Here is a 14,020-nt window from a genome sequence, read left to right as displayed (position 1 = left end):
CGGCCCTAGCTCCGGAGGGCCCGGTCAAGATCCTCGATGAGGTCGGCCGGGTCTTCCAGGCCGATCGACAGGCGCACAACCTCAGGTCCGGCGCCGGCGGCGGTCTTCTGCGCGTCGGTGAGCTGGCGGTGGGTGGTCGAGGCCGGGTGGATGATGAGCGAGCGCGTGTCGCCGATATTGGCGAGGTGCGAGAACAGCTCGAGGTTCGAGACGAGCTTTACGCCCGCCTCGTAGCCGCCCTTCAGGCCGAAGGTGAACACGGCGCCCGCGCCGTTCGGCGTGTAGCGCTTTGCCAGCGCGTAATACTTGTCGCTCTCCAATCCGGGGTAGCTCACCCAGTCGACGGCCTCGTGCTTGGCGAGGAAGCTCGCGACGACGAGGGCGTTGTCGGAATGGCGCTGCATCCGCAGCGGCAGGGTCTCGATGCCGTTGAGAATGAGGAACGCGTTGAACGGCGAGAGCGACGGCCCGAGGTCGCGCAGGCCGAGCACGCGGCAGGCGATGGCGAAGCCGAAATTGCCGAAGGTCTCGGCGAGCACCATGCCGGCATATTCCGGCCGGGGCTGGCTCATCATCGGGTAGCGGGCATCGCCGGCCCACTGGAACGTGCCGCCGTCCACGATCAGGCCGCCGATGGAATTGCCGTGGCCGCCGAGGAACTTGGTGGCCGAGTGTACCACGATGTCCGCACCGTGCTCGAACGGGCGGATGAGGTACGGGGTGGCCATCGTGTTGTCGACGATGAGCGGGATGTTGTGCTTCTTGGCGATCACCGACAACGCGGCGATGTCGGTGATGACGCCGCCGGGGTTGGCGATCGATTCACAGAAGATCGCCTTGGTGCGCGGGGTGATCGCCGCCTCGAACGAGGCTGGGTTGTCCGTATCGGCCCAGACCACTGACCAGCCGAAGTTCCGGTAGGAATGGTTGAACTGGTTGATCGAGCCGCCATACAGCTTGTTGGCCGCAATGAACTCGTCGCCCGGCTGCATCAGCGCGTGCATCGTCAGGAACTCGGCCGCGTGGCCGGAGGCCACCGCCAGCGCCGCCGTGCCGCCTTCCAGCGCCGCGATCCGCTCTTCGAGCACCGCGTTCGTCGGGTTGGTGATGCGCGTGTAGATGTTGCCGAAGGCCTGGAGGCCGAACAGCGACGCGGCATGGTCCACGTCGTCGAACACGAAGCTCGTGGTCTGGTAGATCGGCGTGGCGCGGGCACCCGTCGCGGCGTCGGGGGCAGCGCCTGCATGGATCGCCAGGGTGTTGAAGCCGGGCAGCCGGTCGGTCATCGCGCTCACAAGTCTCCGTGGGCTCTCGCCCACAGCCTGTACGCCCCCTCGGGAGCACGGCGCAAGGCGGCCCTCAGGCAGCAGCCCTGCGGAAGACGAGGGTGAGGTTGTTCGCCGGCATCTCGACCCGTTCCGCGAGCGCGAGGCCGTGCGACTGCGCGAGCCGCGCGACCTTCTCCAACTGCCGAAGCCCCCAGCGCGGATCGCGCAACCGGAGGTCGGCGTCGAAGGCCTCGTTGCTTGGTGCGGTCGCCCGCCCCGCCTCCCGGAACGGCCCGTAGAGGACGAGGGGCGCCCCCGCCGGCAGAAGACGGCCCGCGCCGGCCATCAGCCCCTCGGCGGCGGCCCAGGGTGCGATGTGGATCATGTTGATGCACACGAGGGCGTCGGCCTGCTTTACCGGCCAGTCCGACGCGGCGGCATCAAGCTGGAGCGGGTCGCGTAGGTTCGGCAATCCAGCGAAGCGGGCATGGGCGGCGATGCTGCGCAGGGCCGAGGGCTCGGGATCGCTCGGCTGCCACACGAGGCCCGGCAGGGCGCGGGCGACATGCACGGCGTGCTCACCGGACCCGCTCGCCACTTCGAGCACCGTCCCGGTCGCGGGCAGGACCCGGCGCAGCACGGCAAGGATGGCGTCGCGGTTGCGGGCGACGGCGGGGGCGATCAGGGCATCGCCCTCGGTGGGCCAATTCAGCATGGCGCCATGCCTAGCACAGTCCGGTGAAGGCGGGTGGTTCGACGGATTGTTCGAAGATGTGGTGAGCGCGCTGGGACTCGAACCCAGGACCTACAGATTAAAAGTCCGTTGCTCTACCAGCTGAGCTACGCGCTCGCGTCCCCATCGAGCGGGGCCGAGGGCCACCGCAATAGGGGAGCGGATCGGGAGGGTCAACCGATGGTCGCGCGGGCCCGCTCCACGATGGCGCGGGCCTCGTCGAACGCCGCCGCCGCGTCGAGTTCGGTCGTGTCGAGCTTCACCGCGTCGTCGGCCATGCGCAAGGGCGCGGCGCTCCGTGAGGAATCGCGGGCGTCACGGGCCTCGATGTCGGCGAGGATGCCTTCAAGCGTCGAGGATTCGCCGCGGCTCGCCAGTTCCCGGTGGCGTCGGCGTGCGCGCTCCTGTGCGGAGGCCGTGATGAACAGCTTCACGCTCGCGGAGGGGCACACCACCGTGCCGATGTCGCGCCCGTCGAGGACGGCGCCCACCGGGTCGGCGGCGAAGCGACGCTGCCATGCGAGCAGCGCCTCCCGCACCTCCGGCACGGTCGAGATGCGCGAGGCCGCCTCGCCCATCGCACGGTCGCGCAGGCGCGAGTCGGTGAGATGCCGGGCGCTGAGGTTTTCCGCCGCCCGGATGGCCGCCCCGGTGTCATCCAGGGAATCGCCCGCCTGAAGCAGCAGGAAGGCGACGGCGCGGTAGAGCAAGCCGGTGTCGAGATGCGGCAGGCCGTAATGGGTGGCGAGGCGCTTGGCGAGGGTGCCCTTGCCCGAGGCGGCAGGCCCGTCGATGGCGATGACGAGGGACATGTCAGGCTCCGATCCGTCCACCGAGGGCGGACATGGTCGGCAGGAAGCTCGGGAAGCTGGTGGCGATCATCGCGCCGTCATCCACGGTCACGGGCTCGCGGGTCGCGAGGCCCAGGACGAGGAACGACATCGCGATGCGGTGGTCGAGATGCGTCGCCACCGTGCCGCCGCCCTTCGGCGCCGATCCGTCGCCTTCCACGATCAGGTCGTCGCCCTCGATACGGTGGGGAATACCGTTGGCCGCGAGGCCCGCCGCCACGGCGGCGAGGCGATCCGATTCCTTCACGCGCAGCTCGTGCAGCCCGTTCATCCGCGTGGTGCCCTCCGCGAAGGAGGCCGCCACGGCGAGGACGGGATACTCGTCGATCATCGCGGGCGCCCGCTCGGCGGGGACGTCGACGCCCTTCAGGCGGCTTGCCCGGACGCGCAGGTCCGCGACGGTCTCGCCGCCCTCTTCGCGCTCGTTCACGCGCGCGATGTCGGCGCCCATCTCGATCAGCGTGATGATGAGGCCGGTGCGGAGCGGGTTCATCATCACGCCCTCGATGACGATGTCGCTACCGGGCGTGATGAGCGCGGCCACCAGCGGGAAGGCGGCCGAGGACGGGTCGGCCGGCACGATCACGTCCGTGCCGCGCAGGGTCGGCTGGCCGGTGAGGGCGATGCGGCGGCCGTGCCCCTCGGGGCCGTGGGGCTCCACGCGCACCTCGGCGCCGAACAGGCGCAGCATCCGTTCGGTGTGGTCGCGGGTGGCGGCGGTCTCGATCACCGTGGTGATGCCGGGGGCGTTGAGGCCGGCGAGCAACACGGCGGACTTGATCTGCGCCGAGGCGGCGGGGGTCTCGTAGGTGATCGGGATCGCCTCCTGCGGGCCGCGCAGGGTCAGGGGCACGCGGCCGCGTTCCGCCTCGGACACGACCTGCGTGCCCATCTGCGCCAGCGGATCGAGGATGCGCCGCATCGGCCGCGAGCGCAGGGAGGCGTCGCCGTCGAAGGTGGCCGTCACCGGCTGGCCGCCGACCACGCCCATCATGAGCCGCGAGCCGGTGCCGGCATTGCCGAAATCGAGCACGTCGGCCGGATCGGTGAGGCCGCCGATGCCGACGCCGTCGATGGTCCAGCGTCCTTCGCCCAGCCGCTCGACCGTCGCGCCGAGCGCCTTCGCGGCGGCGGCGGTGCGCAGGACGTCGTCGCCTTCGAGCAGCCCCTCGACGCGGGTGCGACCCTGGCTGAGCAGGCCGAGGATCATCGCCCGGTGCGAGATCGACTTGTCGCCCGGCGGGCGCAAGCGCCCGGTGAGGGCGCCGCCGGGCGAGGCGGTGAGAGGCTCTGGGGGAAGGTCGTGCGACACGGGTCGAGTCCGTTCGGGTCTTCTGCGCCGGGTCTGTCCCGGAGGCCGGTTCGCGGCGCGGTTAACACGGGCGCCGGCCTTCGTCATCCGCGCGAAGGTCCGCGCCGGGCCCCCGGCGGACGAGGTTCGGGAAAACATTGGCGTTTCCCCTCTGCGGCCGCTTCGATTGACAGGCGCGGCAGCCGCGACTAACCGGGCGCCTTCCCAGATAAGTCTCGACGACGAGGTGTCCCCCGTGGCCCGACCGGAACTCGGCCTGAAACGGCAGTGCATGAGCTGCGGCGCGAAGTTTTACGACCTCGCCCGCGACCCCGCGACCTGCCCGAAATGCGGCGCGGTCTATCAGGCCACGACCAGCCGCGCCGCGCCGCCGGCGATCTCGCGCAGCACCGACGACGACGAAGACGAGACGGACGAGAAGGGTCCGGAGATGGTCTCCCTCGATGAGGTCGAGGCTGCCGAGGACGATGCCGATCCCACGCCCGAGGATGATTCCACGGAAGACGGGGATGCGGCGACCGACGACGACGACACCTTCCTCGAGGAGGAAGACACCGGCGACGACGACGTGGCCGACCTGATCGACGGCGACATCGAGAACGACGAAGAAGGCTGATCGCTCTGGCCAAGCTTCTTTCGCAGAATCTCGCGAAAGGGGCTTGAGTCCGGCCGGCGGGGCGCTTATAGAACCGCCCTCGCCGGACGCCAGCCGGATCGGCGAACCACGCGGAACCCAACCGCGGCGGAAAATAGTGGGGCCTTAGCTCAGCTGGGAGAGCGCTTCCATGGCATGGAAGAGGTCATCGGTTCGATCCCGTTAGGCTCCACCATTTCTCTTTCCGATCCCAGTGCTGCTTCTGCTCGGTCGCGCTCCGGATCCTCTTCCCTTGGCACTGTCTTGAGCGCGGTCGGCATTCTGTCCGCCGTGATCGCGACACCGACGACGGCGCAAGCCGAAGGCGTCGCGGAGAACCGCCCGGCCTCCCCCGTCGAGGCGCTGGTGGCCGATCTACGCGGGCGCATCCTGCGCTCCGACAGTGCGACCGCCGTCCTCGAATCATGGTGCGCCGAGAAGGGCCTCGCTGGCCAAGCCCGCCTCGTCGCCCATCGCCAGATCGGCGCGGAAAAGGCGCCCACGGCGGAGCAGCGCACACGCCTCGGCGTCGGGCCCGACGAGCCGGTCCGCTACCGTCACGTCCGTCTGGCCTGCGGGGACAGGGTCCTGTCCGAGGCGGACAATTGGTACGTGCCGGCGCGACTCACCCCCGAAATGAACGCGGCCCTCGACGGGTCGGACGTGCCCTTCGGCCGGGTGGTGCGCCCGCTGGCGCCCGTGCGCCGGGTCGTCTCGGTCGAGAGCTATCCGCTCGCCGCCGAGCCTGGCCCCGATGCGCCGCTGGTGCGGGTCGATGCCCTCCTCGTGACCGGCGCGGGCGCGCCGTTCTGCGAGGTCGTTGAAACCTATCTCGGCGCGACCCTGCCGCCATCCCGCTAGGAGCCCTGCCTTGACGCCCGTATCGCTTCGCCTCGCCGGTCTCGCGCTGCTCGTGGGCCTTGGCGCCCCTGCTCACGCCGCGCCGAACGATCCGAGCGGCCTGTGGCTGACGGAAACCGGCAAGTCGCGGGTGAAGGTCGTGCCCTGCGGCGGCGGCTATTGCGGGACCATCGTCAGCGCGCCGGGCAAGGCGCTCGATGCCAACAACCCGGACCCGTCCCTGCGCGGCCGCAGCGTGATCGGCGTGCAGATCCTGGACGCCCGCAAGCCCGACGGCGCGGGTTTCTCCGGCACGCTCTACAATCCGAATGACGGCAAGACCTATTCGGGCTCGTTGAAGCTCACCAAGCCCGACGCCCTGGAAGTCTCGGGATGCGTCCTCGGCTTCCTGTGCAAGAGCCAGACTTGGACGCGAACGAAGTGATCGGCTGCGGGAGTTAATCCCGCGATTTTGTGCGTTGCCGCACGCTGCGACGCAGCGCCCTGGATCGATAGCGCACAACCTTGGTTCCCCGTCCCACACAGTATCGGACGGACCACATGACCCGCTTCACCTCTCTGACGATCACCGCCGCGATGGCCTTCGCCATCGCCACCCCTGCCTTCGCGCAGGTCATCGAGAGCCCCACCGCCACAACCGTCGTCGTGCCGCGGGGCGCGCCGGGCGTCGTGACGCCCCTGAACAACACCACGGGTGGCGACGCGGCGATCTCGTACTCTCCGACCGGCCGTCCCGCCGATTCGATCTCGAACGACTCGGCCGCCGCCGGCAACGAGGGTCAGCCCTCGCGCGTCGCGCCGCAGGGTGGCGGCAGCAGCAAGTAAGCTCTCCTCACGGCAACGAAAAAGGCCGCGCTAGAAGGCGCGGCCTTTTTTCGTCTCAAGCTGCGGCGGCGAGCGCCTGTTCGATGGCATCGAGGGCCGCCTGGGCGCCCGTGCCGTTCGGGCCGCCGGCCTGGGCCATGTCGCGGCGTCCGCCGCCGCCCTTGCCGCCCAGCGCCTCCGCGCCGGCCCGCACGAGGCCTACCGCATCGAAGCGGCCGGTCAGGTCCTCGGTGACGCCGACAACGAGCCCCGCCTTGCCATCCGGCGCAACGCCGACGATGGCGACGATGCCGGAGCCGAGGCGGCTCTTACCCTCGTCTGCAAGGCTCTTGAGGTCGCGCATCTCCACGCCCTCGACCACCCGCGCCATCAGCCGCACGCCCGCGACCTCCTTCGGCGCGTCGGCGGCGTCCGTGCCGCCCCCGCCCATGGCGAGCTTCTTCCGCGCCTCGGTGAGTTCGCGTTCCAGCCGGCGACGATCCTCCATGAGGGCCGTGAGCCGGTCGGACGCCTCCGCGGCCGGGGCCTTGAGGATGCCTGCCAGCGAGGCGAGCGTGCGTGCCTCCTCGCCCCGGTGACGCCGCGCAGCGTCCGCCGTCAGGGCCTCGATGCGCCGCACCCCGGCGCCGACGGCGCTCTCACCTACGATGGTGATGGCACCAATATCGCCCGTGCGCCCGGCATGGGTGCCGCCGCAGAGCTCCACCGAGAACGCCTTGTTGCCGGCCTCGCCGGTCGGCAGGCCCATGGAGACGACGCGGACCTCGTCACCATATTTCTCGCCGAACAGGGCGCGCGCGCCGGACTCGATGGCGTCGTCAACGGCCATCAGCTTGGTCACGACCGGCTCGTTCTGGAGCAGGACCGCGTTGGCGATGTCCTCGACGCGGGCCATCTCCTCCGCTTCGATGGGCTTCGGGTGGCTGATGTCGAAGCGCAGGCGATCCGGCGTGACCAGCGAGCCCTTCTGCGCGACGTGATCGCCGAGCACCTGACGCAGGGCCTCGTGCAGCAGGTGGGTGGCGGAGTGGTTGGCGCGGATCGCCCGGCGCCGGGCATAGTCCACCTTCAACTCGACCGGCTGCTCGACCTTGAGCGTGCCTTCCTCCACCGTCACCGCATGGACGAAGAGGTCGCCGAGCTTCTTCTGCGTGTCGGTGACGCGCACCTTCACGCCGGCCGTGAGGATCGTGCCGGTATCGCCGACCTGACCGCCCGATTCCGCGTAGAACGGGGTCTGGTTCAGCAGGGCGAAGCCCGATTGCCCAGCCTTCAGTTCGGCGGTCTCCGCGCCCTCGAACAGCAGGGCAGTGACGACGCCCTCGGCGGTCTCGGTCTCGTAGCCCAGGAATTCCGTCGCGCCGACGCGCTCGCGCAGGCCGAACCACACCGCCTCGGTGGCGGATTCGCCCGAGCCCTTCCAGGCCTCGCGGGCGGCCTGCTTCTGGCGCTGCATCGCCGCCTGGAAGGCGTCGGTGTCCACGCCGATGCCGCGCGCCTTCAGGGCGTCCTGCGTCAGGTCGAGGGGGAAGCCATAGGTGTCATAGAGCGTGAAGGCCGTCTCGCCGGAGAGGTTCTGGCCGGGCTGCAGGTCGCGGCTCTCGGTGTCGAGGATGGAGAGGCCCCGCTCCAGGGTGCGACGGAAGCGCGTCTCCTCGAGCTTCAGGGTCTCGCCGATCAGCGCCTCGGCACGCATCAGTTCCGGATAGGCTTGCCCCATCTCGCGCACCAGCGCCGGCACCAGCCGGTACATGGTGGGCTCGCGGGCGCCCAGGATCTCGGCATGGCGCATGGCGCGGCGCATGATCCGGCGGAGCACATAGCCCCGCCCCTCGTTGCCCGGCAGCACGCCGTCCGCGACAAGGAACGCCGCCGCCCGCAAATGGTCCGCGATCACCCGGTAGGAGGCCATGGTCGCGGGCTCCGGCGCGCGGGACACCGCATGCGCCACCGCCTCGATCAGCGACCGGAACAGGTCGGTATCGTAGTTCGACTTCACGCCCTGCAGGACGGCGGCGATCCGCTCCAGACCCATGCCGGTGTCGATGGAGGGACGCGGCAGCGGATGGCGCGAGCCCGGCTCTACCTGCTCGTATTGCATGAACACGAGGTTCCAGAATTCGAGGAAGCGGTCGCCGTCCTCGTCCGGGCTGCCGGGCGGGCCGCCCCGAAGCTCGGGGCCCTGGTCGATGAAGATCTCCGAGCACGGGCCGCAGGGGCCGGTGTCTCCCATCTGCCAGAAGTTGTCGGAGGTGCCGATGCGGATGATCTTGTGGTCCGGGAAGCCGGCGATCTTCTTCCACAGCAAAGCCGCGTCGTCGTCATCCGCGTAGACGGTGACGAGAAGCTTCTCCGGTAAGAGGCCGAACTCCTTGGTGATGAGCGTCCAGGCCAGCTCGATCGCGCGCTCCTTGAAGTAGTCGCCGAACGAGAAATTACCGAGCATCTCGAAGAAGGTGTGGTGGCGCGCCGTGTACCCGACATTGTCGAGATCGTTGTGCTTGCCCCCGGCGCGGACGCATTTCTGCGCCGTCACCGCGCGGTCGTAGGGCCGCTTCTCGACGCCCGTGAAGACGTTCTTGAACTGCACCATGCCGGCGTTCGTGAACATCAAGGTGGGGTCGTTCTTCGGGACAAGTCCCGAGGACGGGACGACCGTGTGGCCAGCCTCCGCAAAGAAGTCGAGGAAGGTCGACCGGATCTCGTTGACGCCGCTCATCTGGCAGACTTTCAGGCTTCTCACGTCATTTGTCGGAGGCACGCTTGGGCGGACCTCCCTGTAGCGTCCTCTTAAGGATGGAACAGGCGGGAGTCACGAAGCGAGAGTGCGGCTTGCACGCGACAGCGCAGATTGGCCACCGGGCGCGGCCATGGCGCCGCGAATTCGCCTGGCATTGCCCCACGCTCGCCACAAGCACGGCCGTGTTGTCGCCACATCTGTCAAGCCAGATTAAGCCCATCGGCGCCACGTCGGCGCAGCGGGAAACGGAATCACGATGCAGGGCCGCGCGGTCGGATCGGGAAGGACGGGTAACGCGAAGTCCGGTGTGGCGCAGGTCCGCCGTTTCGGGAAGGGCAACCACGGCGCCATCGCGGCGCATTCGCCGGTCGGCGCCTCGCACGGCAGCACGACGGCTCTCGTCCGCTCGCTCCTGACGGTCACGTTCCTCGCCGGCTCGCTGAGCGCCGCGCTGATCGGCTCCGGTGTCGACCTGAGCAAGATCGGGCTGCCCCAGGCCGTCACCAGCGCCGAGGCCGCGACCGAGATCCGGATGCCGCGCCCGAACCTTCACCTCGTCGCCCTCAGCGAGGATCTGGAGAAGGCCACGCTCCGTGCCTCCGCGAGCTTCGCCCCGGTCCACGATCTCGACACCGAGGTCGGGTCGAGCGGTGTCGACCGGGTGTCCTACGATTACCTGTTGTCGCAATCCTCCGGCGGCGATCCGAACGACATCCTCGAATTCGGCCCGATGAAGATCCGGCGCCACCTGGTGCAGACGATCGTGAAGGCGGCCCAGGCCGTGCAGACCGACCCGGTGCTGCTCATGGCGGTCGCCGACAAGGAATCGAGCTTCATCACCGCCGTGCAGGCCAAGACCTCCTCGGCCACCGGCCTCTATCAGTTCATCGAGCGCACGTGGCTCGGCGTGGTGCGCGATTTCGGCGCCAAGTACGGCCTCGCCAAGGAAGCCGCCCTCGTCACCGCCGACGCGAACGACAAGCCGGTCATCACCGACGCCGCCGAGCGCGCCCGCGTCCTCGAACTGCGCCGCGATCCCTACCTGTCGGCCCTCATGGCGGGTGAGATGCTGAAGCGCGACGCCGCCCGCATCAGCCAGCGCATCGGCCGCGAACTCACCCTCGGCGAGGTCTACCTCGCGCACTTCCTCGGCCCGGACGATGCCGGCGACTTCCTCGACAAGGTCGTGAACAAGCCGGCCTCCGCCGCCGCCGTGCTGCTCCCCGGCCCGGCGCGTGCGAACCGCTCGATCTTCTTCGCGGCCAACCGCTTCACCGGACGCGGTCGCCACCGCAAGCCGCTGAGCCTCTCCGTGGCGCAGGTCCACGAGAAGTTCGAGGCGATGATGCAGACGCGCGGCACGCGCTATCAGAATGTCCGCGCCCTCTCCGGCATCATGGCCTACGCCGACGCGGAGTCCGCGGTCGAAACGCAGTAAACCTCTCGCGAGCCGCGCGACTTTCGGTGCGACAATCGCAACCGAGCGTGGATTACCGACTTCTCTACCCAGGTAGCCGCACGACAAAGCGGCGTGACGCTGTGTCGGGGGGATCTTTGAGGAAGCCGCATCCTGAGACGCCCGTCCCGTATACGGACACGCTGACGCCGGGCGTTCCGCTCGACCAGATCGGGCAGACGCTGGCCTCTTTCTACGACGACCTCATCACCGAGGGCGTGCCGGCGCATCTCGCCGCCCTCGTGAAGCGGGTGAAGCAGTCGCAGCCGGCCCCCGCCCCCGAGCGCAACGGCAGCGACCGCCCCGCGGGCGAAGCGAAGCCCGTCCATCTCGCCATCGTGGTCGAGGACGAGCCCGCAATCCGCCAACTGGCCGAGACCCTTCTCGAAGAGACCGAGCTGGAGGTCATCGGCTGCCCCAGCGCCGAGGAGGCCCTCGCGGTCCTGCGCCAGCGCGGCGGGGAAGTGGCCCTCGTCTTCGCCGATGTCCGCCTCGCCGGAGAGATGGACGGGATGCAACTTGCCCGCGCCGTCGCCACCCTTTGGCCGCGCGCACGGCTCGTCGTCACCTCCGGCCACGTCATCCGCCGCCCGGACCTGCCGCCCGACGCCGTGTTCATCGCCAAGCCCTGGCGCCCGATGGACGTGCTGGTCGAGGCCGAGCGCGCCGCCCGCGAGCCGGCGCCTCCCATCAGCTGAGGATTAATCGCACGGCCGACCGGAGCCTTGGCACGAGTCTCGCCTTGGGATTGCAAACACAAGGTGGGGACGATGCGGATCAGGACCGGCTTCGATATCGCGTTCGAGACGCTGCAACCGACACCCATGATCCTGATGGTGAGCGTGCATCCGAACCGGATGCCCGACGTGCTGACCCCGCACGTTCTCACCTTCGATCCGCCGGTGCAGACGCGGGAGTACCGCGACGATTTCGGCAACCTCTGCCACAGGATCCTCGCCCCGCCGGGCCGGCTGACCGTCTCGGCCGATTTCGAGGTGCAGGACAGCGGTCTGCCCGACCCGATCGTGCCCGAGGCCCGGCAAATTCCGGTGCAGGACCTGCCCGACGAAGTGCTCGTCTACCTTCTGGGCTCCCGCTATTGCGACACCGACAAGCTCTCGCAGACCGCGTGGTCGCTGTTCGGCACGGCGCCGGAGGGCTGGGGCCGGGTGCAGGCCATCGTGGACTACGTCCACAACCACATCCGTTTCGACTACCAGCGCGCCGACGCGACCCGCACCGCCCATGACGGCTTCCAGCAGCGGGAGGGCGTGTGCCGGGACTTCGCCCACCTCGCGATCACCTTCTGCCGCTGCATGAACTTCCCGGCGCGCTACGCCACCGGCTACCTCGGCGACATCGGCGTGCCCAAGGACCCGGCGCCGATGGATTTCTCGGCGTGGTTCGAGGTGTTCCTCGAAGGGCCGGACGGCCCGCGCTGGTACACGTTCGACGCCCGGCACAACCGGCCTCGCATCGGCCGCATCGTCATGGCGCGAGGCCGCGATGCCACGGACGTCGCGATCTCCACGAATTTCGGCTTCGCCAACCTCGCCCGGTTCGACGTCCACACGGACGAAGTCGGCTGAGGCACCTCAGAACGCGAGCCCGCCGCGCGCCTTGAGCGCCCGGTAGGCTTCGATGCCGAGCGCCAGATCGGCCCGCAGCCGCGCCTCGTCGCCGAGGTCGTCCAGCCCGTAGGACAGGCCGAGGATGTGCGCGACCTCGTAGCCTTCGGGCAATTCGCCCGCTGTCCCGAGGCTGAGGCTCGTCAGCGGCAACCGCTCCGCGAAATCCATCAGCCGCTCGCGCAGGCGGTCGCCGCTCGCGCGCAGATAGTCCAGGGCACGCGGGCCGTGCTCGCGCAGGGCCGCGACGGTGCCCTGCGCCAGTGAGAGATGCACCCGCTCCCGGTCGGCAGGGAAGAGGTAGACGAGGTAGTAGCCCCGCGTGGCGCTTGTCGTCACAGCAGGGTCGAACACTGCGAGCCACGGCACCGCCGCCCAACGGGTGCCGCGCCCTGGGCTGCCCTTCACGAGAAAGGTGCCGTCCACCGGCTCCAGCGCCCGGCGCAACTCGTCGGGGGCGCCCTTGCGGATCACGGTGGCGAGGACATGCCCGGCAGGCGGTTCGAGCTTGGCGAGGGGATATTCCTCGACGATACGCCGGAGGGCGTAGCCGAGGCTCACGGCAGGGCGAGGCTGCCGCCGCTGATCGGCTCGCGGACGCCCGTCGTCGCCGGGAAGGTGATGGGCAGGCCCTTCTGCGAGCGCACGGCGAGGTACGCGAAGGCCTGCGCTTCGAGATAGGCCGAGGACCAGCCGATGGCGTCCGCCGTCGTGATCTCCGAGCGCAGGTGGTAGTTCAGCAACCGCACCAACTCGCCGTTGCGCGCCCCTCCGCCGGCCACGATCCAGCGGGCCGGGATCTCCGGGGCGTGGTCGAGGGCGCGGGCCACCGCGCGGGCGGTGAAGGCGGTGAGCGTCGCGGCCCCGTCCTCGGTCGAGAGCTGGCCCGCGAGCTTGTGCGAGAACCAGTTCCGGTCGAGCGACTTTGGCGGCTTGCGGAAGAAGAACGGGTGCATGAGCAGCCACGCCAACAGCGGCTCGTCCGGGCGCCCGCGCGCGGCGGTTCGGCCGCCGTCGTCGAGGTTCTTGCCCTCGCGCTCCTGCATCCACTCGTCGATGAGAGCGTTGCCCGGCCCGGTGTCGAAGGCGATCACCCCGCCCTTCGAATCGATCAGCGTCGCGTTGGCCACGCCCCCGATGTTCAGGATACCCACCGGCCCGGTGAAGCCCGACGCCTCGGCCAGCGCCTTGTGGAACACAGGAACCAGCGGCGCCCCCTGCCCTCCCGCCTCGACATCGGCCCGGCGCAGATCCGACACCACCGGAATCCCCAGCCGGCTCGCCAGCGCCTGCCCGTCGCCGACCTGCACGGAGATGCGCTGGTCCGGCCGGTGGATCACCGTCTGGCCGTGGAAGCCGATCACGTCGATGTCGGAGGGCGTCAGGCCGTTCTCGGACAGGAAGCGCTCCACCGCCTCGGCATGGGCCGCGGTGACGAAGCTCTCAGCCTCGGGCAGCCGGCCCGGCCGGTCGCCCGGCTGGACGATGGCCTCGGCGTCCTTGGTGGCGGCGCGGAGGAGCGCCTTCTCGTCGTCGGAATAGCCGCGATAGCCGGTGGGGCCGAGCGGTTCGAGGAAGTTGTTGTGACCCTTCACCACGCGGACGGTTTCCCCGTCCGTCTCGATGAGCGCCACATCGACACCGTCGAGCGATGTGCCGCTCATCAGGCCGATCGCGCGCGACATCGCCATACCTTCCCCCGTGCCTTTCCC

General features: G+C 69.6%; 14 protein-coding genes and 2 tRNA genes. 8 read left to right on the top strand and 8 right to left on the bottom strand.

The window, feature by feature from the left end; genetic code table 11:
• Positions 1–5: 5 nt before the first annotated feature.
• The 5 genes from MKK52_RS16125 to aroA form a co-directional block, all read right to left on the bottom strand.
• Positions 6–1,286 carry an O-acetylhomoserine aminocarboxypropyltransferase gene (locus MKK52_RS16125; protein WP_243955513.1) on the bottom strand — a complete coding sequence of 427 codons (1,281 nt, stop codon included), beginning with the start codon at positions 1,284–1,286 and terminating at the stop codon, positions 6–8.
• 73 nt (positions 1,287–1,359) lie between these two features.
• Positions 1,360–1,983 (bottom strand): DUF938 domain-containing protein, encoded by a 624-nt coding sequence (locus tag MKK52_RS16120; RefSeq protein WP_243955511.1) that lies wholly within the window; start codon positions 1,981–1,983, stop codon positions 1,360–1,362.
• 59 nt (positions 1,984–2,042) lie between these two features.
• Positions 2,043–2,118, bottom strand: a tRNA-Lys gene (locus tag MKK52_RS16115).
• A 56-nt stretch (positions 2,119–2,174) separates the two neighbouring features.
• Positions 2,175–2,813 (bottom strand): (d)CMP kinase, encoded by a 639-nt coding sequence (gene cmk, locus MKK52_RS16110; RefSeq protein ID WP_243955509.1) that lies wholly within the window; start codon positions 2,811–2,813, stop codon positions 2,175–2,177.
• A 1-nt stretch (position 2,814) separates the two neighbouring features.
• Positions 2,815–4,164, bottom strand: a complete 1,350-nt coding sequence (aroA, locus tag MKK52_RS16105) for a 3-phosphoshikimate 1-carboxyvinyltransferase (RefSeq protein WP_243955506.1) — start codon at positions 4,162–4,164, stop codon at positions 2,815–2,817.
• Positions 4,165–4,399: 235 nt separating this feature from the next.
• Between aroA and MKK52_RS16100 the strand changes: the two genes are divergently transcribed.
• The 5 genes from MKK52_RS16100 to MKK52_RS16080 all read left to right on the top strand — a co-directional run bounded on the left by MKK52_RS16100 (position 4,400) and on the right by MKK52_RS16080 (position 6,484).
• Positions 4,400–4,780: a TIGR02300 family protein gene (locus tag MKK52_RS16100; protein WP_243955504.1), complete on the top strand. Its 381-nt coding sequence runs from the start codon at positions 4,400–4,402 to the stop codon at positions 4,778–4,780.
• A gap of 138 nt (positions 4,781–4,918) precedes the next feature.
• Positions 4,919–4,994, top strand: a tRNA-Ala gene (locus tag MKK52_RS16095).
• 95 nt (positions 4,995–5,089) lie between these two features.
• Positions 5,090–5,659, top strand: coding sequence for a hypothetical protein (locus tag MKK52_RS16090; RefSeq protein ID WP_243955501.1), 570 nt, complete (start codon positions 5,090–5,092; stop codon positions 5,657–5,659).
• A gap of 10 nt (positions 5,660–5,669) precedes the next feature.
• Entirely contained in the window at positions 5,670–6,083 is a 414-nt protein-coding gene (locus MKK52_RS16085; RefSeq protein WP_409564684.1) for a DUF2147 domain-containing protein, read from the top strand.
• 116 nt (positions 6,084–6,199) lie between these two features.
• On the top strand, positions 6,200–6,484 hold the full coding sequence (locus MKK52_RS16080) for a hypothetical protein (RefSeq protein WP_243955499.1): 285 nt from the start codon (positions 6,200–6,202) through the stop codon (positions 6,482–6,484).
• A 55-nt stretch (positions 6,485–6,539) separates the two neighbouring features.
• On the opposite strand, the gene alaS is transcribed toward MKK52_RS16080, so the two are convergent.
• Complete coding sequence (alaS, locus tag MKK52_RS16075) at positions 6,540–9,203, bottom strand: alanine--tRNA ligase (protein WP_243955498.1); 2,664 nt, start codon at positions 9,201–9,203, stop codon at positions 6,540–6,542.
• 277 nt (positions 9,204–9,480) lie between these two features.
• Here alaS and MKK52_RS16070 point away from each other — a divergent pair, with 277 nt between their 5' ends.
• The 3 genes from MKK52_RS16070 to MKK52_RS16060 all read left to right on the top strand — a co-directional run bounded on the left by MKK52_RS16070 (position 9,481) and on the right by MKK52_RS16060 (position 12,269).
• Positions 9,481–10,662: a transglycosylase SLT domain-containing protein gene (locus MKK52_RS16070; protein WP_243955496.1), complete on the top strand. Its 1,182-nt coding sequence runs from the start codon at positions 9,481–9,483 to the stop codon at positions 10,660–10,662.
• A gap of 116 nt (positions 10,663–10,778) precedes the next feature.
• Positions 10,779–11,378 (top strand): response regulator, encoded by a 600-nt coding sequence (locus MKK52_RS16065; RefSeq protein ID WP_243955494.1) that lies wholly within the window; start codon positions 10,779–10,781, stop codon positions 11,376–11,378.
• A 72-nt stretch (positions 11,379–11,450) separates the two neighbouring features.
• Positions 11,451–12,269, top strand: a complete 819-nt coding sequence (locus MKK52_RS16060) for a transglutaminase family protein (RefSeq protein WP_243955493.1) — start codon at positions 11,451–11,453, stop codon at positions 12,267–12,269.
• 6 nt (positions 12,270–12,275) lie between these two features.
• Here the strand turns inward: MKK52_RS16060 and MKK52_RS16055 are convergent, their stop codons facing one another.
• Both MKK52_RS16055 and MKK52_RS16050 read right to left on the bottom strand, forming a co-directional pair.
• The gene (locus tag MKK52_RS16055; protein ID WP_243955492.1) at positions 12,276–12,869 is read right to left on the bottom strand and encodes a DUF3578 domain-containing protein; all 594 of its coding nucleotides are present in this window, start codon (positions 12,867–12,869) and stop codon (positions 12,276–12,278) included.
• On the bottom strand, positions 12,866–13,999 hold the full coding sequence (locus tag MKK52_RS16050; protein WP_243955491.1) for an anhydro-N-acetylmuramic acid kinase: 1,134 nt from the start codon (positions 13,997–13,999) through the stop codon (positions 12,866–12,868). The genes MKK52_RS16055 and MKK52_RS16050 overlap by 4 nt, the downstream gene beginning before the upstream one ends.
• Positions 14,000–14,020 lie beyond the last annotated feature (21 nt).

This window comes from Methylobacterium sp. J-067 (assembly GCF_022829465.1).
Classification (GTDB): Bacteria; Pseudomonadota; Alphaproteobacteria; order Rhizobiales; family Beijerinckiaceae; genus Methylobacterium; species Methylobacterium litchii.
The sequence above is the reverse complement of the archived record's forward strand: the minus strand, read 5'-3'. Positions and strand labels throughout refer to the sequence as shown.